At 70.5% G+C, this 18809-nt stretch carries 20 protein-coding genes; 9 read left to right on the forward strand and 11 right to left on the reverse strand.

The features are described 5' to 3' along the window. Positions 1–53: 53 nt before the first annotated feature. On the forward strand, positions 54–407 hold the full coding sequence (locus AC07OD_RS02085; RefSeq protein ID WP_218294190.1) for a DUF6172 family protein: 354 nt from the start codon (positions 54–56) through the stop codon (positions 405–407). 58 nt (positions 408–465) lie between these two features. Here AC07OD_RS02085 and AC07OD_RS02090 read toward each other — a convergent pair whose 3' ends face one another. Beyond that, positions 466–1728, reverse strand: coding sequence for a DEAD/DEAH box helicase (locus tag AC07OD_RS02090; RefSeq protein ID WP_494594854.1), 1263 nt, complete (start codon positions 1726–1728; stop codon positions 466–468). A gap of 210 nt (positions 1729–1938) precedes the next feature. Between AC07OD_RS02090 and AC07OD_RS02095 the strand changes: the two genes are divergently transcribed. The 4 genes from AC07OD_RS02095 (at position 1939) to AC07OD_RS02110 (ending at position 3310) form a co-directional block, all read left to right on the forward strand. Beyond that, positions 1939–2409: a DUF2721 domain-containing protein gene (locus AC07OD_RS02095; RefSeq protein WP_218294192.1), complete on the forward strand. Its 471-nt coding sequence runs from the start codon at positions 1939–1941 to the stop codon at positions 2407–2409. Then, positions 2406–2768 carry a translation initiation factor Sui1 gene (locus tag AC07OD_RS02100; RefSeq protein WP_218340832.1) on the forward strand — a complete coding sequence of 121 codons (363 nt, stop codon included), beginning with the start codon at positions 2406–2408 and terminating at the stop codon, positions 2766–2768. Before AC07OD_RS02095 ends, AC07OD_RS02100 begins: the two co-directional genes overlap by 4 nt. A gap of 35 nt (positions 2769–2803) precedes the next feature. Continuing rightward, positions 2804–3025 carry a DUF3820 family protein gene (locus tag AC07OD_RS02105; protein ID WP_492246222.1) on the forward strand — a complete coding sequence of 74 codons (222 nt, stop codon included), beginning with the start codon at positions 2804–2806 and terminating at the stop codon, positions 3023–3025. 111 nt (positions 3026–3136) lie between these two features. Next, complete coding sequence (locus AC07OD_RS02110) at positions 3137–3310, forward strand: LiaI-LiaF-like domain-containing protein (protein WP_218294196.1); 174 nt, start codon at positions 3137–3139, stop codon at positions 3308–3310. Between the two features lie 51 nt (positions 3311–3361). On the opposite strand, the gene AC07OD_RS02115 is transcribed toward AC07OD_RS02110, so the two are convergent. Together AC07OD_RS02115 and ytfE are read right to left on the reverse strand one after the other, a co-directional pair. Next, positions 3362–3814: a group III truncated hemoglobin gene (locus AC07OD_RS02115; protein WP_218340834.1), complete on the reverse strand. Its 453-nt coding sequence runs from the start codon at positions 3812–3814 to the stop codon at positions 3362–3364. A gap of 17 nt (positions 3815–3831) precedes the next feature. Next, positions 3832–4581 carry an iron-sulfur cluster repair protein YtfE gene (gene ytfE / locus AC07OD_RS02120; protein ID WP_492255019.1) on the reverse strand — a complete coding sequence of 250 codons (750 nt, stop codon included), beginning with the start codon at positions 4579–4581 and terminating at the stop codon, positions 3832–3834. Between the two features lie 90 nt (positions 4582–4671). Between ytfE and AC07OD_RS02125 the strand changes: the two genes are divergently transcribed. Next, the gene (locus AC07OD_RS02125; RefSeq protein WP_218340836.1) at positions 4672–5166 is read left to right on the forward strand and encodes an RrF2 family transcriptional regulator; all 495 of its coding nucleotides are present in this window, start codon (positions 4672–4674) and stop codon (positions 5164–5166) included. A 76-nt stretch (positions 5167–5242) separates the two neighbouring features. Here AC07OD_RS02125 and AC07OD_RS02130 read toward each other — a convergent pair whose 3' ends face one another. The 5 genes from AC07OD_RS02130 to serB all read right to left on the reverse strand — a co-directional run bounded on the left by AC07OD_RS02130 (position 5243) and on the right by serB (position 10324). Beyond that, positions 5243–6238 (reverse strand): helix-turn-helix transcriptional regulator, encoded by a 996-nt coding sequence (locus AC07OD_RS02130; RefSeq protein WP_494594858.1) that lies wholly within the window; start codon positions 6236–6238, stop codon positions 5243–5245. 24 nt (positions 6239–6262) lie between these two features. Next, a complete protein-coding gene (locus AC07OD_RS02135; protein WP_494594860.1) occupies positions 6263–8362 on the reverse strand; it encodes a xanthine dehydrogenase family protein molybdopterin-binding subunit in 2100 nt (699 codons plus the stop codon). Beyond that, complete coding sequence (locus tag AC07OD_RS02140) at positions 8359–8823, reverse strand: (2Fe-2S)-binding protein (RefSeq protein WP_494594862.1); 465 nt, start codon at positions 8821–8823, stop codon at positions 8359–8361. The genes AC07OD_RS02135 and AC07OD_RS02140 overlap by 4 nt, the downstream gene beginning before the upstream one ends. 158 nt (positions 8824–8981) lie before the next feature. Beyond that, entirely contained in the window at positions 8982–9578 is a 597-nt protein-coding gene (locus tag AC07OD_RS02145; protein WP_494594864.1) for a redoxin domain-containing protein, read from the reverse strand. Positions 9579–9610: 32 nt separating this feature from the next. Beyond that, positions 9611–10324, reverse strand: coding sequence for a phosphoserine phosphatase SerB (serB, locus tag AC07OD_RS02150; protein WP_494594866.1), 714 nt, complete (start codon positions 10322–10324; stop codon positions 9611–9613). Between the two features lie 220 nt (positions 10325–10544). Here serB and AC07OD_RS02155 point away from each other — a divergent pair, with 220 nt between their 5' ends. Both AC07OD_RS02155 and AC07OD_RS02160 read left to right on the forward strand, forming a co-directional pair. Next, positions 10545–12167, forward strand: a complete 1623-nt coding sequence (locus AC07OD_RS02155) for a serine hydrolase domain-containing protein (RefSeq protein ID WP_494594868.1) — start codon at positions 10545–10547, stop codon at positions 12165–12167. Positions 12168–12244: 77 nt separating this feature from the next. Next, the gene (locus AC07OD_RS02160; RefSeq protein WP_494594870.1) at positions 12245–13771 is read left to right on the forward strand and encodes a carotenoid oxygenase family protein; all 1527 of its coding nucleotides are present in this window, start codon (positions 12245–12247) and stop codon (positions 13769–13771) included. 107 nt (positions 13772–13878) lie between these two features. Here the strand turns inward: AC07OD_RS02160 and AC07OD_RS02165 are convergent, their stop codons facing one another. After that, positions 13879–16236 (reverse strand): DNA polymerase II, encoded by a 2358-nt coding sequence (locus AC07OD_RS02165; protein ID WP_494595128.1) that lies wholly within the window; start codon positions 16234–16236, stop codon positions 13879–13881. A 211-nt stretch (positions 16237–16447) separates the two neighbouring features. On the opposite strand from AC07OD_RS02165, the gene AC07OD_RS02170 reads away from it, so the two are divergent. Further along, positions 16448–16747, forward strand: a complete 300-nt coding sequence (locus AC07OD_RS02170; protein ID WP_218294206.1) for a hypothetical protein — start codon at positions 16448–16450, stop codon at positions 16745–16747. A 128-nt stretch (positions 16748–16875) separates the two neighbouring features. On the opposite strand, the gene AC07OD_RS02175 is transcribed toward AC07OD_RS02170, so the two are convergent. Both AC07OD_RS02175 and AC07OD_RS02180 read right to left on the reverse strand, forming a co-directional pair. Beyond that, positions 16876–17856 carry a Bug family tripartite tricarboxylate transporter substrate binding protein gene (locus AC07OD_RS02175; protein ID WP_218294207.1) on the reverse strand — a complete coding sequence of 327 codons (981 nt, stop codon included), beginning with the start codon at positions 17854–17856 and terminating at the stop codon, positions 16876–16878. A 202-nt stretch (positions 17857–18058) separates the two neighbouring features. Then, positions 18059–18736, reverse strand: a complete 678-nt coding sequence (locus tag AC07OD_RS02180; RefSeq protein ID WP_369642226.1) for a hypothetical protein — start codon at positions 18734–18736, stop codon at positions 18059–18061. Positions 18737–18809 lie beyond the last annotated feature (73 nt).

An 18809-nucleotide genomic window follows, 5' to 3' on the forward strand; every position in this document is an offset into this window, starting at 1 on the left:
CACCGGGGTGGGCCGGTGGGAATCGATGTTTGTCACAGGCGGTACCATCGCCCATGAGAAAAACTTTCCAACTCCATGTTGAAGGCAAGAACCGCGACCGCGTTCTGGATGCCGTCAAGCACGAAATCCGCAAGTACATCAAGCGCGAACGGCGCCGCGAGCTGCCCGAAGGCGCTGACTTCTGGGACTTTGACTGCCAGTTCGGCCGGACCAGGGAAGACGCCGCCGTGGCGCACCTGTCGGCCTTGACCGGGCTCATCAACGAAGTGGCGGCAGAAGGCGGCCCGCAGTTCCATGTGGAGATCGTCGCCAGGCCCGGCAAGCGCACGCCCCGGCCCGAGGGCGAGCCCGGGGCCCCGTCCGGCCAGGACGGCGGCGGAATGGACGAGGCCGGCGAAGGGGCTTGACCCCGGGCCGTGGCGAGCGGGCGGCCAGGAGCCCCCGCGGGTGTTCGACAGGCTCCTTCTAGGAGCCTTTTTTGTCTGCGGCCGCCGCAGCGCGCAGCTTGTCCTTCTTGCTGGGCCGCTTTCCCTTGAAGCCGCCGGTGCCCTGGGGGTCGGCGGCCGAGGCCGGCGCGGGGGCCTCGGCCTCGGTGGGCTCAAAGCCCGCAATCTGCTCGCGCGGCAGGCTCAGGTGCTGGCGTTTTTCGATGAGCCGGAAGTGCGCTTCGGCATCGGCCGTCACGAAGCTCACGGCCACACCGCTCTCGCCCGCGCGGCCCGTGCGGCCGATGCGGTGCACATAGTCCACGGCCGAGCGGGGCAGGTCGTAGTTCACCACGGCCGGCAGCTGCGCGATGTCGATGCCGCGCGCGGCCAGGTCGGTGGTCACCACCACCTGCCAGCGTTCGTCCTTGAACTCCTGCAGCACCTGCTTGCGCGCGCCCTGGCTCAGGCCGCCGTGAAAGGGGCTGGCGAAAATGCCGGCCTTGTACAGCTTTTCGGCCACATGCTCGGCCGCGTACTGCGTGGCCACGAACACCAGCACGCGCGGCCAGCCGTGCTCCTTGACCAGGTGCCGCAGCAGCTGGGTGCGGCGGGCAGCATCCACCGCGATGGCGCGCTGCTCGATGGCGGGCTCGTTGCCCGGGGTGTGGGGCACCTCCACGCGCACCGGGTTTTTCAGCAGGCCGTCGGCCAGCGCCTGCACGGCGGCGGGAAAGGTGGCTGAAAAGAACAGGTTCTGCCGCTGGGCGGGCAGCAGGGCCAGCACGCGCGCCAGCTCTTCGGCGAAGCCCAGGTCCAGCAGGCGGTCGGCCTCGTCGAGCACCAGGTGCGCCACGGCGGACAGCCGCAGCGCGTTGTGCTCCACCAGGTCCAGCAGGCGGCCCGGCGTGGCCACCACGATGTCGGCGCCGCCGCGCAGCCCCAGCATCTGCGGGTTGATCGACACGCCGCCGAACACGATGGCGATCTTCAGCGGCTGCTGCAGGTGCTGGGCCAGGCTGCGCAGCACCTCGCCCACCTGGGCGGCCAGCTCGCGCGTGGGCACCAGCACCAGGGCGCGCACCCTGCGCGGGCCGCCGGTGGCGCCCAGTTGCAGCTGCTGCAGCAGGGGCAGGGCGAAAGCGGCCGTCTTGCCCGAACCCGTCTGCGCGGCGCCCAGCAGGTCAGCGCCTTGCAGGACGGCTGGAATGGCTCCCGCCTGGATGGGCGTGGGCGCCACGAAACCCGCCTTTTCGGCAGCGTGGACAAGGGCAGGGGACAGACCGAGGGAGGCAAAGGGCATGGAGGCAGCGCTGGAGCGGCGTTGAAAGCGGACGCACGACAGCGCGAACGAGGAAAGATGGGGGGATTGTCGCCGCAGTTGCCCTTGGGGCCCGTGCGCCGCCTCGGCGCGCTGGCGTGCCGGGCTTGGCGGCGGGCCTCGTGGGTGGCCACCGCCCTGATAATCAGGCACCGGCGGTTCGCCGGTTTTTCCCTTGTCTTTCCCCGCACCATGGCCCTTACCCTTGATTCCTCCGCCATCACCCACGGCATCCAGCTGGCGGTGGCGCCCGTGTTTTTGCTCACGGCCGTGTCCGGCATGATCGGCGCCGTCGCGGGCCGGCTGGCCCGCATCATCGACCGGGCCCGCGTGGTGGAAGACCGCGCCCGTGCCAACACCGAGCCCGAGTTTCTGGCCCGCGCCTACAGCGAGCTGGCAGACCTGCGGCTGCGCGGGCGGCTGGCCAACGGGTGCATCGGGCTGCTCACGTTCTGCGCGTTCCTGATCGGCACCACCATCATCCTGCTGTTCCTGGGCGAGACCACCAACTTTCAGTCCAACCGGCTGGCGGTGGCGGGCTTCCTGGCGGGAGTCGCGTCGTTCTTGCTGGCGCTGGTGTGTTTCCTGACCGAGACGCTGCTGGCCACGCGGTTGCTCAACTTCCACATGCTGCAGCAAGAGGTGGAAGGTAAAAAGCCATGAAGTCGTTTGCCGACCTGGGCGGCCTGGTGTATTCCACCGACTCCGGCCGCATGTGCCCGGGCTGCCGCCAGCCCGTGGCGCAGTGCACCTGCCAGCAGAACAAACCCTTGCCCACGGGGGACGGCATCGTGCGCGTGTCGCGCGAAACCAAGGGGCGCGGCGGCAAGGCCGTGACGCTGGTCAAGGGCGTGCTCGTGGACGGTGCCGCTTTGGAGCAGCTGGGCAAGCAGCTCAAGGCCGCCTGCGGCAGCGGCGGGACGGTGAAGGACGGTGTGATCGAAGTGCAGGGTGACCATGTGGAGCGCGTGATGGTCGCCCTCCAGAAGCTGGGCCACAAGGTCAAGCGCGCGGGAGGCTGAGGCCCCCTGAAACGAAAAGAAGGCACCGCACCACGATGGATCCCGAAAAACTGCAGCGCCTGGTCACCCTGGAGATGCCCTATGGCAAGTACAAGGGAACGGTGCTGGCCGATCTGCCGGGCAACTACCTGAACTGGTTCGCGCGCGAGGGTTTCCCCAAAGGCGAGCTGGGGCAGCTGCTGGCGCTGATGCACGAGATTGACCACAACGGCCTGTCGGACCTGCTCAAACCGTTGCGCCGGGGCCAAGGCCGCTGATTCCCGGGCCGGCGACCTGCGGATGACCCGGCCACTGCATGCCCTGGCGCGGGTCCATGGGACGCCGCCATAATCAGGCCACTACCTGCCAACAACTCCGAGGGAATGCACATGAAGGGCAATATTGCGGCGATCGTCCTGGTCGTGCTGGGCGTGTTTTTTCTGCTGACCAATCTGGGGCTGATCAGCATCAGCCTGCGCGAGTTGCTGCGGGTATGGTGGCCGGTCGCGCTGATCGCGGTGGGCGTGGCCCTGTTCTTTACGCCCGGTACCAAGGGCAAGTAAGGCCGGGTTCGCGGGGCACCCGCAACACCGACCATCGCCCCGCGCGCGGGGTCAGCCGCCGGCCCGCCGTGGGCCGTGCCCGTCGTCTTCGCGCGGCGGCACAAAGGCCGGGTCGCTGCCGAAATAACCCCGGAACAGGTTGCGCGCGATGCCATGCGCCGCCACCTGCAGGCTGTCCGCCACCTCGGGCGTGAACAGGCGCTCGGTGTGGTGCTGCCACAGCCTTACCCAGGCGGCGAAGTGGGCTGGCGTGACGCCGTCCAGCGCCATGTGCTTGCCGAAGACATCGCCGCGGAAGCTGCGCGTGCCCAGCGCCACCGTGCTCCAGAAATCGACAAGCCGCTGCAGGTGGTTCTCCCACTGGCCGTGCAGTGCCTTGTCGAAAACGGGCCCCAGGAGCGGGTCGGCCCGCACATCGGCGTAAAAGCCATGCACCAGTTGCGTGATGCTCTGCACGCTGGGTGCCGAGGCCTTCCCGGGGGGCGTGGCTGCCGGATCGCTCATGGCCGTGCGGCTCCCGCTCAGCTGCACCCGCAGCCCGACGAACCGCAACCCTGCGAGGGGGCCGCCGCACCTGCCTCGAACGGCGGGAACAGCACGTTGTTTTCGAGGTGGATGTGGTTGACGAGGTCGTCACCCAGCTGGGCGATGCCCGCATACAGGGCGCGCCAGGTGTTGCAGGCGCCCTGGGGGGGCGTGGCGTCGTTGGTCAGGGCGTTGAGTTTGTCCAGCGCGGCGCCATGGTCCACGTGCTCGGCACGCATCATGCCGATGGGCTGGCCCACGAAGGGGTTGCCCCCGGCCTTGAGCATCGGAAACAGCACCTGTTCTTCCTTGGCCATGTGCGAAAGCAGTTCACCGTGCATGTCTTCCAGCAGGTCGGCCAGCCCGGCAGGCACCATGGGGTTGTCGCGGTGCACGGCTTCCACGCGGCGGGCCATGCGGATCAGTTCGGGCAACTGGGCGCGGTGCACCTCATGGTAGCGCGCCAGGATGTGGTCGATGAGCGCGCCGGGCGAGGCGGCTTCGGGCAAGGCGTCGCTGCGCTGCAGGGCCGCCAGTTCCGCCAGGACGGCATGGGCGTCCAGCCCCTTCTCGGCGGCGGCATGGGCCAGGCTGACCTGCCCGCCGCAGCAGAAGTCGAGCTTGAGCCGCCGGAACACCGCTGTGGCGCCGGGCAGCTGCACGGCAATCTGGCCGATCTGCTGATCCGCGCCGAGGGGCGCGTGTGCGGGGTGGGCGGTTTGCAGGTGATCAACGCGGGCGTTCATGGCGATCCTTTAAAGATTCATTTGATGTGAATATTTTATCCAATAAAATTCTCGGTAGATGCATCTTTTAATTGACCTGGGGCAAATCCCATGCGCCTGACCCAATGGACCGACTACACGCTGCGGGTGCTCATGTACTGCGCCGCCACCGAAGGCCGCCAGCAGCCGGTGACCATCACCGAGGTGGCGCAGGGCTACGGCATCTCGCGCAGCCACCTGATGAAGATCGTGCAGCAGCTGTCCGCCCAGGGGTTGCTGGAGACGACGCGCGGCCGGGGAGGCGGCATGCGGCTGATGCGGCCTGCGGGCACCATCAACATTGGCGCGGTGGTGCGGGCCACCGAGACGGATTTCAATCTGGTGGAGTGTTTCGACCCCGCCACCAACCAGTGCCGCCTGAGCAGCCATTGCCGCCTCAAGGGCGTGCTGTGGCAGGCCATGCAGGCCTACCTGGCGGTGCTCGATGGCGTGACGCTGGAGGATCTGATGGCGCCACAGGCCGCCGCCCTGGGCTTCGGCGCCCTGCCCACCGTGGCTGTGCCGCGCAACGGGGCCGCGCGGCGGGCCGCGCCGGATGGGGATTGAATTCTGAACGAAAAAGGGCTGTGGCGCTTTACTGTCAAGCGCAAGGTGCTATTAAAAACATAGTCATCGAGGTGGGTTACCCCGGCTCCCCGAACGCCTGCCGGTAGCGGGCGGGGGTCAGGCCCACATGGCGCGCGAATTCGCGCGTGAAATGCGGCTGGTCCGCGAAGCCGCAGGCAAAACCGATCTCCGCCAGGCCGTGGCGCTCCTGCAGCAGCCACTGCGCGGCGGCGCGGGCCCGGGCCTCCGCCACGATGCTGCGGCAGCTCAGGCCGGTGCCTGACAAGGCCCTTTGCAGGCTGCGGCGCGCGAGCCCCGCCTGGCGCGCCAGCGCATCCACGGTGTGCGGGGCGGCGGGGTCTTGCAGCACATGGCGGGCAAGCGCATGCGCGAGGGGCGGCCAGGGCAGGGGGTCGCACAGGCCGGTGGCGGCACTCGGCGGTGGTGCCTCGGGGGCGCGTGCGCCGCTGGCTTGCCAGTGCAGCACCCACTGGTCCACCTTGCCGTGCGCCATGAGTTGCGCGAGCCGTCCGTCCAGGTCCCCGTCCAGTCCCCCTCCCCGCCGGTCATCGGCATCCCATCGCAGGCGGGACGCAGCCATCTCCACCCCCAGTGCGCGCACGCCCAGGGCCTTTCCGGCGCCCAGCAGCACACCCAGCACGGCGAGGCTTTCGGTGGGCAGGGGCGGCTGGGCCACACCAGCGCGTGCATGATGGCGCAGTTGCAGGCGCCCTGGGCCCAGGGCCTGCACGCTGACCTGATGGCGGGAGTGGACGTAGCGCTCCAGGCGCTGCCAGCGGGCGAGCAGGGCGGCCATGTCGGCGGCGCCCATCAGGGCCCGGTGCACGGGGTCGCCTTGCAGCAGGTCCACCCGCTGGGCCAGCCGCAGCAGCATCGCGGGCCCGCCCTGCCGCAGGATGGCTTCCACCACCGCGCGCTTGCAGGCCAGGGGCACGCGGCTGCCCTGGGGACCGCCGTGCAGGCCATGGGGCGCGGGCGGCGGCGCCAGGCCGTGCGCGTGCATGGCGCGCACCAGCAGGCGGACCATGGCGGCGCTGGCGAAGTCTTGCATGGGGCCGGATTGTGCCCGCGCGGCCTAGCGCGGGGCCAGCGCGTGTTGCACGTCCGCGCGGCGCACGGGCAGGCGGGTGAACCGCACGCCGGTGGCGTCGCGCAGCGCGTTGGCGATGGCCCCCGCCCCCGCGACCATGGCGGTCTCGCCGGCGCCCGTCGGGGGCTCGCGGCTGTCCACCAGGTGCACGTGCAGCGGCGGCACGTCGCCCATGCGCGGCAGCGGGTAGTCGGCGAAGGTGGCCGCCGCCACGCCCGAACGCGCCACGGGGACTTGCTCCAGCAGCACCATGCCCAGGCACCAGACGAGGTTGCCCTCGGTCTGGGCGCGCACGCCATCGGGCTGCAGGACGAGGCCGCAGTCGTGGGCGCACCAGATCGCGGTCACGCGCACCTCGCCCGTGCCCCGGTGCACCTCCACATCGGCCACGGCGGCGGCGTAGCTCACGCCCTTGTAGATACCGCCCGCGATGCCGCGGCCGCGCAGCGTGGTGGCGTCGCTGCGGGGGCGTTCGCCCCAGCGCGCGTGGCTGGCGGCTTGCGCCAGCACGGCGCCGAGGCGCGTGTCCGAGGTGTGGCGCAGGCGCCAGTCCAGCGGGTCGGCCCCCGCGATGCGCGCGCATTCGTCCATGGCGCTTTCCACGGCCAGGGTGTTGGGCCCCGCGCCCAGGCCGCGCCAGGGGCCCGTGTGCACGGGCAGCCGGGCGGCGGTGAATTCGATGCGCTGCCGGGGCACGCCATACGGCAACTGCGCGCCGCGCGCCACGCCGCTGTCGCCCGCCAGGTCGGCCAGGCGTTGCATCCACACCGGCATGGCGGCGGGCGTGAACAGGATGTGGCTGCTGGCGAAGGCATGCCACCAGTGGGTCAGGCGCCCCTGGTGCACGCGGGCGCGGATGCGGTGGCTCGACGGCGGGCGCTGGAAGCCCTGGGCAAATTCCTGCGCGCGGCTCCATTGCACCTTGACCGGCGCGCCCGCCGCCTGGGCGAGCACGGCGGCTTCCAGCTCCACCGTGCACAGCGTGCGCCCGCCAAAGCCGCCACCCACGCGGCAGGCCTGCACCGCGATGCGCCCCGCCTCCAGGCCGAGCTGGCGGGCGAGCACGTCGCGGATGTAGAACATGTCCTGCGTCCCGGCCCAGACGCGCAGCGCGGGGCCTTCGCCTTCCTGCGGCATCCACTGCGCGGTGGCGCTGCGGGGCTCGATGGGAGCGTGGGCGGCCAGCGGGATGTCCATGCGCAGGTCCAGCGTCCACAGGGTGTCCCCGGGCACGTCGTCCTGGCGCACGGCATGCTGCAGGCGGCCACGGCGCAGGTGCTGGTCGATGTCGATGCGCTCGTCGATGGCCGGCTGCCCGAAGGCGCCATCCACCTCCCACTGCACGGCCAGCGTGGCCTCGATGCGGTCGAGCGCGGCGGGCGTGCGCGCCACGATGCCCAGGCCCCGGCTGCCCATCTGCCGCAGGCGGGGGCTTTGCAGCACGGCCACGCAGGCGGGGTCGGCGCGCGCGGCGGCCTCGTCGAAGGACCGGGGGTGCGAGGTCAGCTCGGCCGACGCCGGTGCGCGCAGCACGCGTCCGTACAGCAGCCCGGGCAGGCGCGTGTCGCCCGCGAACAGGGGCTGGCCCGTGACGATGGCGTGCAGCTGGCCGGGGGCCGGGGCGGCGGGCGGCCGGGCGCCTGCGCGCGGCTGCAGGCTGCGCAGGGCGCTGGCAGGGATGTCGCGCGCGCCGAGCGTGCCCGTGGTCTGCCCCTGGGCCAGCGCCTCGCGCAGGGTGGCGCAGGCGCGTGCCAGCGGCAGGGCGAAGTCCTGCACGCTGGCGCTGCCCACGGTGGCGCGCATGCGGGCGATGTCGGTGGTGGCGGGCAGCCGCAGGTGCACCTGCGCGGGCGGCACGCCCAGCTCCTGGGCCGCCAGGCCCTGCAGCGCGGCGCTGATCTGCTGGCCCATCTCGGTGCTGGGCAGCCACAGCGTGTAGCGGCCGCCTTCGTGGCGTATCCAGCCCAGGGCGTCATCGGCGGTGGAGGTGGGGCGCTGGGGGATCACCGGCACCAGCGAGCAGCCCGCCAGCGTGACCGTGAGCGCCCCGGCGCCAGCGGTGGCCAGAAACTGGCGGCGCTTCATGGCGCGGTGCCCTGGGCGGCCTGGTGGATGGCCGCCCGCACCCGGTGCTGGGTGCCGCAGCGGCACAGGTGGGCCGACATGGCGGCGTCGATCTGCGCATCGGTGGGCCGGGGCGTGGCGCGCAGCAGGGCCACCGCGCCCATGATCTGGCCGCTCTGGCAGTAGCCGCACTGGGGCACGCGCAGGTCCAGCCAGGCCTGTTGCACGGGGTGCAGCGTGCCGTCGCCCGCAGCCAGCCCTTCGACGGTGGTGATGGCGCGCCCCTGCAGCCCGCGTGCGGTGTGCAGGCAGGCGCGCTGCGCCACCCCGTCAACGAGCACCGTGCAGGCGCCACATTGGCCCACGCCGCAGCCAAAGCGGGTGCCGACCAGGCCCAGCGGCTCGCGCAGCAGCCAGAGCAGGGGTTCGTCCTCCCAGCCGGGCGGCACGGGCTGGTGTTGCTGGTTCAGGGTGATGTGCATGCGGGCCTCCGGTGGTGGTATGGAGGCCAGTGTGCAAAGGCAGGGGCGGCAGGTCTTGAAGATCTGCGCCAGACGGACCGGTGCGGCAAGGGGCTCGCCACGCCAGGGATATGAATGAAAATGGCCGCTAGCGCTTATTCTTCAAGCGCTGGTAGCTATTATTTCGGGAGCATGGCATTCCACTGCGGCATGGTCTGCGCCCACCACAGGCGCAGGCGCATCGCCCATTGCGGCGTATAGCCCGAGGTGGCGAACCGCACCTGGCCCTGGGCGTCGATGACCACCAGTGCAGGCACGGCGCGCACGCCCCAGCTGCGCGAGAGCGTGCCCTGCGGGTCCACCGCCGTGGGCCAGGCCATGCCGCGCTGGCGCTGCACCTGCGCGACCCGATCGGCATTGCCCGATTGCATGGCCACGCCCAGCAGGGGCCAGTCGGTGGACAGGCTGGCGATGCCGGGCTCTTCCAGATTGCAGACCGCACACCATTCGGCCCAGAAATGCACGGCCACGGCCTGGCCGGGGTGCTGCGCGCGCCATTGCGCCAGGGTGGTGCCGGCGGGCGGGGTGGTGGTGGCGCCGGTGGGGTTGGATGCCATCACCAGCAATGCATCGGGCGCGGGCCCCCGGGGCAGATCGCGCGTGCGCCAGGTGTCCACCGCCACGACGGCGATCCACGCCAGCGCGAGGGTGGCCAGGTGCTGCTTCCAGCCAGTGCGCAGTGAGAACCATGCGCGGGCGAAGAAGGACCGGAGCATGGCGGGGCGATGCGCGGGCGAAGGACTGTGGATCAGCGCAGCACTTCCAGCAGGCGGTCCAGCCCGCCCTGGTTGATGGCCACCTTGGCCTGCGCGCGCACGGCGGGCTTGGCGTGGTAGGCCACCGACAGGCCCGCGGCATCCATCATGGGCAGGTCGTTGGCGCCGTCGCCCACGGCGATGGCCTGGGATGGCGCAATGCCCATGAGCGAGGCCACTTCCAGCAGCGTGCGGCGCTTTTCCGCGCCGTCGCAGATGTCGCCCCAGGCCTGGTCCACCATGCGGCCGGTGAGCTGGCCGTTGTCCACCTCCAGCATGTTGGAGCGGGCGAAGTCGATGCCCAGCCCGGCCTTCACACGGTCGGCAAAGAAGGTGAAGCCGCCCGAGACCAGCAGCGTGGTCAGGCCCGCGGCCTTGGCGGCGGTGATCAGCTCCTGGGCGCCGGGGTTGAAGCGCAGGCGCTCGGTGAACACCTGCTCCATGTGCTGCACCGTCACGCCTTTGAGCAGGGCCACGCGCTGGCGCAGGCTTTCCTTGTAGTCGGTGATGATGCCCTGCATGGCGGCTTCGGTGATGGCGGCCACCTCGGCCTTGCGGCCGGCGGCATCGGCGATCTCGTCCACGCACTCGATGTTGATGAGGGTGGAGTCCATGTCGAACGCGATGAGTTTGTAGGCGGACAGGGACAACGGGGGTTCGATGCCCTGGACAACAAGGCCGGGGGCGAATTCGGTGGCGTTTTTCATGGCGGGGCGCTCTTGGCAAATGCGGAGATCGGAACCCGCAATGGTATCGCCCGCGCCCCGGGGCTCGGGCGGAGGCGCGCAGGGCCGCATCGGCCCGGCGCCTGCTGGCGATGCCGGCGTGGAAAAACGGCAACGGTCCCCGCACAGCGGGCCGGAGCGCGCACGGCCGGGCGCATATGATTCCCGCACAACATGCAACGGAGGGAGGCAGGCGATGGCGATGCACAGGGGACGCAGGGCGGCTGGGCAGGCCGGCGCCGCACCGATCAACCGCAGGCAGGCCACGGCCGTGCTGCTGGCCGGTGCCGCCGCACCCTTCGCGGTGGCGGCCGCGCAAGATGCCGCGGCGCCCGCACCACAGGCCGCCCCCGCCGTGGCCCCATGGCCGGGCGACGACTGGGCCGAAAGCACGCCCGAGGCCCAGGGCATGGACTCCGCGGCGCTGGCCAGGCTCATCGGCTACGGCGCCGCGCAGGGCATGGACAGCCTGCTCGTCACGCGCCACGGCACCCTCGTGGCCGAAGCCTTCTACGCCCCCTACCGCGAGGGGCTCCAGCACGCCGTCAACTCCACCACCAAGGGCATCGTCGCCACGCTCACCGGCATGGCCATCCAGGACGGGCTGATCGCCTCGCGCGACGTGCCCGTGCTCGACTTCTTCGAAGGCCGCCAGGTCGCCAGCGCCGATGCCGCCAAGAAGGCCATGACCCTGGGCCACCTGCTGGACATGACCTCGGGCCTGCACTGGATCGAGCCGCTGAGCGACGCCGTGCCCGAGACCATGCTGCAGCTGGCCCGCGCGCGCGACTGGCAGGGCTTCGTGCTTGACCGGCCCATGGCCCAGGCGCCTGGAGCGGGCTTCAACTACAACAGCGGCAACACCCACCTGCTCTCGGCCATCCTCGCGCACAAGACCGGCGGCAGCACCCTGGCCTATGCGCAAAAGCGCCTGTTCGGCCCCCTGGGCATCACCGACGTGCGCTGGCGCAAGGACCCGCAGGGCATCGAAATGGGCGGCTGGGGCCTGTACCTGCACCCGCGCGACATGGCGCGCATCGGGTACCTCTACCTGCGCCGGGGCCAGTGGAACGGCCGCCAGCTGCTGCCCGCCGCCTGGGTGGAGCAGGTCTTCAATCCGGTGGTGGACATGGGTTTCGGCAGCGCCGCGCCTGCCTTCAGGTACGCCAACGGCTGGTGGAGCATCCCGTCCAGGCGCGCCTACTTCACGGCCGGCTTCAACCGCCAGCTCATCGTGGTGCTGCCCGACCTGGACGTGGTCGTGGCGGTCACGGGCCGGCGCAACTACCCGCTGCCTCCGTTCCTCGACCAGATCATTGCGGCGGCCCGCTCGCACGAGCCGCTGCCCGCCGACAGCGCCGCGCAGGAGCAGCTGGCCGCGCGCATCCGCGACGCCGGGGTGGAAAAGCCCAGCACCAGCCCGGCCACCACCCCCGAGCTGGCCGCCACCGTCTCGCGCAAGGCCTGGGTGCTGGAGCGCAACCCCCTGGGCATCCAGCGCCTGGTGCTGGACCTGACCCCCGCCAACCCGCGCTATGAAGTCACGTTCGATCCCGGCCGCCCGGAGCTGCCGCGCGAGCCCGTGGCCGGCCCCCTGGGCCTGGACGGCCTGTACCGCACCGCCCCGCAGGGCCCCGACAGGGTCGTCGCCATCAAGGGCCACTGGCTCGATGCGCAGAGCTTCCAGCTCATCTCGCGCTCGGTGGCCGATGGGGAGGTCACCGTCATCACGCTGAAATTCGAGGATGGCGGGAAGGCGGTGAACGTGGGGCTGGAGAACAACTGGGGGGTCAGGGGGCAGGTGCGGGGGCGGGCTGCCGGGTAGGGGCGGCATGTGCGAGTTCCCTGGGTAAATTTCCACTGCAGCCTTGGCCCGGTTTGGGACATGATGGACGCACACCCGTGCCAAGACGCCTGAACAGCCATTTCGACCAGAAGCCCATGACCCTCGCCCAGTCCGCAGCACCAGCGCCATCCAGCCCCCTGGGCCGCCTGCGCGGCCTCCAATCCATCGCCCGCGAAATGTCCGACGCCCCGGTCGAGATCCGCGGCCAGATTCCCCCATGGCTCATCGGCGGCAGCCTGCTGCTCAACGGCCCGGCGCTGTGGGACCTGCCGCACGGCAGCTACGAACACTGGTTCGATGGCCTGGCCATGCTGCATCGGGTGCGGCTGGCCCCGGGGGACATGGGCGGGGCCAGTGCCACCTACCGCAGCCGCTACCTGCAGACCGACGACCTGCGCGAAAGCCTGGCGGCGCGCAAGCCGGCGCGTGCGGCCTTTGGCACGCCGGACCCGGCGGGCTTCTTCACGCGCTTGCGCCACCTGCGCCACCCCAAGGTGACGGACAACGGGGCGGTGGTGATGGCGCGCATCGGCTCGCAATGGGTGGCGCAGACCGAGACGCCGCTGCTCACCAGCTTCGATCCCGACACGCTGGCCACCACGGGGCGCATCGTGTACGACGATGCCGAGGTGATCCACGTGATGTCGGCCCATGGCATGACGGACGCGCAGGGCGCCTACTGGAACGTGGGGCTGGAGGTGGGCCCCCAGTGCACCTACAAGCTGTTCAAGATCGTCCAGGGCAGTCGGCGGCGCGAGGTGCTGGCGCGCTGGTCCGTGCGCCAGGCCGGCTACCTGCATGCGTTTGCGATGACGCCCACCCATGCCATCGTGTGGCAGCCGGCCATGCGGCTCAACGCGATCAAGCTGGCGCTGTCGGGCAGGGGTTTCATCGACAGCTTTGCGTGGAACCAGTCCCTGGGCTCGCGCATCGACGCCATCTCGCTCATCGACGGCAGCGTGCGCAGCTGGGCCGTGCCGGCGATGACCGGTTTTCATGCCGTGCAGGCCTGGGACGAGCCCAGCCCCGACGGCCGTGGCGCACCCGTGCTGGTGCTGGACCTGTGCACCACCGATGGCCCCGAGATCTTCAGCGCCCTGCGTCTGGAGCGCCTGCGCGCCGGGGTGCCGGTGGGCGTGCAGCACCGCGTGCAGCGCTACCGGCTGGAGCCCGGCCGCAGCGATGCGCAGCCCCGGACGCTGGTGGAAGGCGCCAGCGTGGAGCTGCCCGCCGTGCATGGCGCCTACTGGGGCCGGAAGCAGTCCCGCCACGCCTGGTTCGCGGGCTTCGACCCCGAAGGCAAGGCGCCCATGTTCGACCGTACCGTGAAGCTGGACCTGGACGGCGGCCGCATCGCCGGCATCTGGCAGCGCGAGGCCGCCGTGCAGATGGAACCCCTGTTCGTGGACCGCCCCGGCTCCAGCGCCGAGGACGACGGCGTGCTGCTGGTGCCCACGCTGGCCGAGGACGACACCGGCACGGTGATCGGCGTGGTCGACCCGGCCAGCATGCACTGCCTGGCCACGCTGCACCTGCCGCAGGTGGTGCCGTTCGGCTTCCATGCGGCGTGGAAGCGGGCCTGAGATGAGCGTCTTCACCTGCACCGCAACCGCACCGCGCCGGTAGCAGCGGTGCGCCCGGCGGTTTGTGCCTTGCCCTGGGCCCGCCTTGCCGAGCCAGGTGGCTGGCGCTAGAACAGGTCCTGCTGGGCCGAGGTCAGGTGGGAGAAACTCTCGCCCAGCGGCTGCAGGATGGCGTCCGCGATCGGCTGGATCTGCTTGGTGAGGTAGTGCCCGTAGTCGATGGGGGAACGGCGCGCCTCCAGCGGCTCCGGCCCGTTGCGGGTCATGACGTAGCGGATCCAGCCGCCGCTCTGGTACTGCTGGGGCCGGCCCCTGCGGGCGTTGTATTCGTCGGCCATGCGGGCGGCACGCACCTGTGGCGGGACGTTGGCCACGTAGGCGTCCAGGCGGTGGCGCAGGCGCTTGCGGTAGACGAGCAGGTCGTCCTTGCCGCCGGCCAGGGTGGCCTGCGCGTAGCCGGCCACGAAGTCCCGGTAGGGCATGCCCTGGAACACGCGCGAGAGCAGCCCTTCCTGGAACTGCCGGGCCAGGGGCGTCCAGTCGCTGCGGGCCATCTCCAGGCCGCGGTAGACCATCTCCTCCTTGCCCTCCACGTCCACGCTCAGGCCGGCGTAGCGCTTCTTGCTGCCCACGTCCGATCCGCGGATGGTGGGCATGAAGAACTTCCTGTAGTGCGTGTCGAACTCGATCTCGAGGTAGTTCTCAAGGCCCTGCTCCTCGCGCAGGGTGCGCGTCCACCAGGCGTTGATGTCCTTGACCAGCCCCGCGGCCACGGCGTGCGCCTCGGCGTTGGTGTGGGTGCGCCTGAGCCAGATGAAGATGGAGTCGGTATCGCCGTAGATGGCCTCGTAGCCGCGCTGCTCCACGAAGTCGCGGGTGGCTTTCACCATCGCATGGCCGCGCAGGGTGATCGCCGAGATCACCTGCGGGTTGAAGAAGCGGCATTCCGACGCACCGAGCACGCCGGCGAACGAGTTCATCACCAGCTTCAGCGCCTGGGACAGGGGCTCGTTCTTCGCGCGCTTGGCCTCGTCGCGCGCGCGCCAGAGGGTGGTGACGATCTCCGGCAGGCAGTGCCTGTCGCGCGAGAAGCGCGTGCCCAGCGGGCCCCGGATCAGCGGCGCCGCATCGCTGGCGTGCAGGCCCTCCACATACCCCACCGGGTCGACGAGGAAGGTGCGGATGATCGAGGGGTACAGGCTCTTGTAGTCCAGCACCACCACGGAGTCGTAGAAGCCGGGCCGGGAGTCCATCACGTAGCCGCCGGGCGAGGACTTGCCCTGGATCTCGCCCACATTCGGGGCCACGTACCCCAGGCGGTGCATGCGCGGCAGGTAGTGGTGGCTGAACGCGGCGATGGAGCCGCCGAAGTGGTCCATCTGCAGGCCGGTGGTGTGGGCCCGCTCCATCACGAACTGCAGCAGCCGGGCCTTGTCGAAGATGCGCAGCACCAGCTCGCAGTCGCGGATGTTGTAGGTGGCCAGCGCGGGCTTGTCGTGCTGGTAGCGCCGCTCGATCTCGGCCATCTTGTCGTACTCGTCCCCGATCTCCTTGCCCTCGCCCAGCAGCTGCTGCGAGACGTTTTCGAGGCTGAACGACGCAAAGCTCCACACGGCCGCACGCAGCGCCTCGATGCCGTCGATGACCACCCGCCCGGGCATGGGCGCGAAGAGGTAGCCCTGCTTGCCCGGGTGCGTGCGCCAGGCAATGGGCCGGCGCTCGCGGCCCGGCAGCAGCGGCGTGGCGCACTCGTCGGCGGTCTTTTGCAGCACATGCAGGTCGAACTGGATCACGTTCCAGCCGATGACCACGTCCGGGTCGTTGCGCTCGAACCAGTCGTTGAGCTGCTCGATCATGGCCTGGCGGGTGGGGCAGTAGATGAGCGCAAAGCCCGGGGGCTCCGTGGGTGCGGAGGGCGGCTCGCCCAGCATGTACACCACGCGCTCGGCCATGCCGTCGAGCGCGATGGAGTACAGCGCCTGGTGCTGGCTGGTCTCGATGTCCAGCGACACGACTTTCAGCGCGGGCCGGTAGCCGGGCGCGGGCGCCAGCCTGCAGTCCACGCGGGCGCCGTTCTCGGTGCGCCCGCCTTCCACTTGCACACCGGCGGTGATGAAGCGTTCCATCAGGTAGCGCTCGTGCGGGCGCACATCGGCTTCGAGCAGGGAGATGCCCAGCTGCTGCAGCGAGCGCGCCAGGCGCCCCAGCTGGCGATAGTGCCTGGCGTAGACCCCGATCACGGGCTCTTGCTGAAAGCTCCTGAGCTCAAGCCCGCGCAGTTCCACACCCGGCAGGGCCAGGAGCTGCGCGTCCACCGTGCCTCGGTGCCGCGCCTCGACGAAGGCCACCGAGGTCTGGCCGGTCAGAAGCACCTTCAGCGGCCCGGCATCCGTCGCCAGCCAGTACTCGATCTCGGTGCCCGCCGGTGTGTCCCGCCAGTGGCGCGTGAGGATGAAGCCCTTCATGGGGATGGAGGCCACGGGCAGGCAGAAGGCACGCAAGGGGGTGGGAAGATCGTCGGGGTGCTGATTCTCGCCGAAGCAGCGGGCGGATGCCGTTGCCCCGCCACGCTCACCCGGTGTGGCGCTGGCGCCTTGATTCACCGGCCCGGAGTGGGGCCTTTGCCGGCGGTGCCCGGCGCTACGATGGCAGCCCCTGCAAGCACGGAGCATTCCGATGTTCAGTTTCCTGGTCGATATTGTTGTTGGCTTTTTCGAGTTCGTGGTCGACGTGCTGCTGTTCCGGTCCCAGCGCGACAGGCGCGGAAGCCGGGAGCGCAGCGTGGCCGAGGACACGCTGGCGGTGGCGCACTTCGACTTCGTGACGCTGGTGCTGATCTCGCTGGTGAGTGCGGGCCTGATGCTGCTGCTGGCCTTCGCAGTCGGTGTCCCGGTGGGCTGGAGCGTGGCCATCGGCCTGGCCGTGGGCGTGGCCTGGGGGCTGTGGCGCTATGCCCGGTTGCTGCGCGAGCCCTGACCGCCCCACCGCGCTGACGGGGTTGCCGAAGCCCGGCAGGCCCGCAGAGTGCCAGATCCATGGGAGTAGGTAGATTCTTCGGGGATGGTGCAGGCCTTGCGGGGCGGGAGGTCCGCCAGGGCGGCGGCTTACTGCGGCACCAGCCCCGCCGCCTTCACCAGCTCGGCATGGACCTTGATCTCCTGCGTGATCGCGTCCTTGAGCTGCTGGCCGGTGCCCGGCGCCACTTCCATGCCGCTGGCGGCGAGCTTGGCCTTGGTGTCAGGGTCGGCCAGGGCGGCGTGCGCGGCGCGCTGCAGCCGGTCGATGACGGGCTGGGGCGTCTTGGCCGGTGCCAGCAGGCCCACCCAGGCCGAGAGGTTCATCTCCGGCGCGCCCGCTTCGGCCATGGTGGGCGTCTGCGGCAGGGTGGCGGTGCGCTGCGAAGCCATCAGGCCCAGCGCATGCAGCTTGCCCGACTGGATGTGCGGCAGCGCCTCGGGCAGCACGGCGAACAGCATGTCCACCGTGCCGGCCAGGGCGTCGTTGATGGCCGGGGCGCCGCCCTTGTAGGGCACGTGCAGCAGGTCGGTTTTGGTGCGGGTGGTGAACATCAGCCCCGCCAGGTGCTGCGGGCTGCCGTCGCCCGACGAGGCGTAGGTCAGCTTGCCCGGCGCGGCCTTGGCGGCGGCCAGCACGGCGGCCACGGTGGGGAATTTCTGCTTGTCCTTGACCACCAGCACCATGGGCTGGTTCACGAACTTGGTGACGGGCACGAAGTCGGCTTCGGGGTCGTAGGGCAGGGTCTTGAAGATGCTCTTGTTGGTGGTGAGGAAGGACGCCGGCGAGACCATCAGCGTGTAGCCATCGGGCGCGGCGCGCGAGACCAGCGGCGTGCCGATCTGCCCGGATGCGCCGGCCTTGTTGTCCACCACGAAGGGCTGGCCCAGCTCGGCCGCCATCTTCTGCGTGACCACGCGCGCGATCATGTCGGCGCTGCCGCCCGCGGGAAGCGCCACGATGACCTTGACGGGGCGGTCGGGGTAGGTGCCCTGGGCCCAGGCAGAGGCTGCGCAATACAGCGAAAGAACGGTACAGGCCAGGGCCGGGGCAAGACGTCGAAATTGCATGGAACAGCTCCCAAGGGTGGACGGACAGCACGCCAGGCGAGCCCCCGCGGGCGCGGGTGGGCATCGCCTTTTCGCAGGTATACCGCGTGTTCCGTTCTCAAGCAATTCCTGCACCAGACCTCCCAGCACGCCAGGAAGAGGCCCCTCGAAGCGCACGTTTGCTCTTTTTTTGATAGCTGCCTGCGCTGAATGAAAAAGCGTTTCAGCCCTTTTTCTGATGCAGGTACAGATCGTCCGACCAGGTGGCCAGCCATTCGGGCTTGAACGCCACGAACACCGCGCACAGCATGCCGGTGACCACCGCGTCGCCCCAGGCCATCAGCCAGCGCGCCACGAGCGAGAGCTGGTCGCCCACACCGGGCAGCGTGTGGCCGCTCCATTGCGACAGGGTGCCCGCCACGAACAGGCACAGCGCAGTGCCCAGAAACCCCCGGCCCAGCACATAGACGAAGGCGCGCACGCCCGCGAGCGATCGGGCCCCCGCCAGGCGGCGCAGCGCCACGCCCAGCAGCAGCGCCAGCGTGGCGGGCACCACGCCCTGCCACACGGCGATGCCCAGCGCATCCCATCCGCCCAGGCCGGGCGAGACCCACGCAGCGATGGCGCCCACCGCCAGCAGCGTCGGCACGGCCAGCGGCCAACCCAGCATGAGCAGCACCAGGCACGCGCCCGACCACTGCAGTTGCAGCGGCATCTGGTGCAGCGTGGGCAGGGCCCAGACCCAGGGCAGCAGGACGAGCGTGGCCAGCAGCGGCGTCCACAGCGGGGCGGGGGCGCCGTGCCCTGCCTCATGCGCCAGGGGCTTTCGGCTGGCCAGCAGCCGCCAGGGCCGGGCGGCCAGCGCGGCAACCAGGGCGATCAGGGCCAGGGCGGCGTCCATTTCTAAATTACTATTGTTTTGATAGCTTCTGGCGCTTGATGGATAAGCGCTGGAGGCCCATTCGAATCATGTC

This window comes from Acidovorax sp. GW821-FHT10E03 (genome assembly GCF_059415205.1).

Excerpts from the sequence above, each read along its gene's own strand:
- AC07OD_RS02170 (WP_218294206.1), top strand. The coding sequence starts at position 16,448 with ATGTTCAGTTTCCTGGTCGATATTGTTGTTGGCTTTTTCGAGTTCGTG.
- AC07OD_RS02175 (WP_218294207.1), bottom strand. The coding sequence starts at position 17,856 with ATGCAATTTCGACGTCTTGCCCCGGCCCTGGCCTGTACCGTTCTTTCG.
- AC07OD_RS02125 (WP_218340836.1), top strand. The coding sequence starts at position 4,672 with ATGCGCCTGACCCAATGGACCGACTACACGCTGCGGGTGCTCATGTAC.
- AC07OD_RS02110 (WP_218294196.1), top strand. The coding sequence starts at position 3,137 with ATGAAGGGCAATATTGCGGCGATCGTCCTGGTCGTGCTGGGCGTGTTT.
- AC07OD_RS02085 (WP_218294190.1), top strand. The coding sequence starts at position 54 with ATGAGAAAAACTTTCCAACTCCATGTTGAAGGCAAGAACCGCGACCGC.
- AC07OD_RS02095 (WP_218294192.1), top strand. The coding sequence starts at position 1,939 with ATGGCCCTTACCCTTGATTCCTCCGCCATCACCCACGGCATCCAGCTG.
- AC07OD_RS02155 (WP_494594868.1), top strand. The coding sequence starts at position 10,545 with ATGCACAGGGGACGCAGGGCGGCTGGGCAGGCCGGCGCCGCACCGATC.
- AC07OD_RS02145 (WP_494594864.1), bottom strand. The coding sequence starts at position 9,578 with ATGCTCCGGTCCTTCTTCGCCCGCGCATGGTTCTCACTGCGCACTGGC.
- serB (WP_494594866.1), bottom strand. The coding sequence starts at position 10,324 with ATGAAAAACGCCACCGAATTCGCCCCCGGCCTTGTTGTCCAGGGCATC.
- AC07OD_RS02135 (WP_494594860.1), bottom strand. The coding sequence starts at position 8,362 with ATGAAGCGCCGCCAGTTTCTGGCCACCGCTGGCGCCGGGGCGCTCACG.
- AC07OD_RS02115 (WP_218340834.1), bottom strand. The coding sequence starts at position 3,814 with ATGAGCGATCCGGCAGCCACGCCCCCCGGGAAGGCCTCGGCACCCAGC.
- AC07OD_RS02140 (WP_494594862.1), bottom strand. The coding sequence starts at position 8,823 with ATGCACATCACCCTGAACCAGCAACACCAGCCCGTGCCGCCCGGCTGG.
- AC07OD_RS02130 (WP_494594858.1), bottom strand. The coding sequence starts at position 6,238 with ATGCAAGACTTCGCCAGCGCCGCCATGGTCCGCCTGCTGGTGCGCGCC.
- AC07OD_RS02180 (WP_369642226.1), bottom strand. The coding sequence starts at position 18,736 with ATGGACGCCGCCCTGGCCCTGATCGCCCTGGTTGCCGCGCTGGCCGCC.
- AC07OD_RS02165 (WP_494595128.1), bottom strand. The coding sequence starts at position 16,236 with ATGAAGGGCTTCATCCTCACGCGCCACTGGCGGGACACACCGGCGGGC.
- AC07OD_RS02090 (WP_494594854.1), bottom strand. The coding sequence starts at position 1,728 with ATGCCCTTTGCCTCCCTCGGTCTGTCCCCTGCCCTTGTCCACGCTGCC.
- AC07OD_RS02105 (WP_492246222.1), top strand. The coding sequence starts at position 2,804 with ATGGATCCCGAAAAACTGCAGCGCCTGGTCACCCTGGAGATGCCCTAT.
- AC07OD_RS02100 (WP_218340832.1), top strand. The coding sequence starts at position 2,406 with ATGAAGTCGTTTGCCGACCTGGGCGGCCTGGTGTATTCCACCGACTCC.
- ytfE (WP_492255019.1), bottom strand. The coding sequence starts at position 4,581 with ATGAACGCCCGCGTTGATCACCTGCAAACCGCCCACCCCGCACACGCG.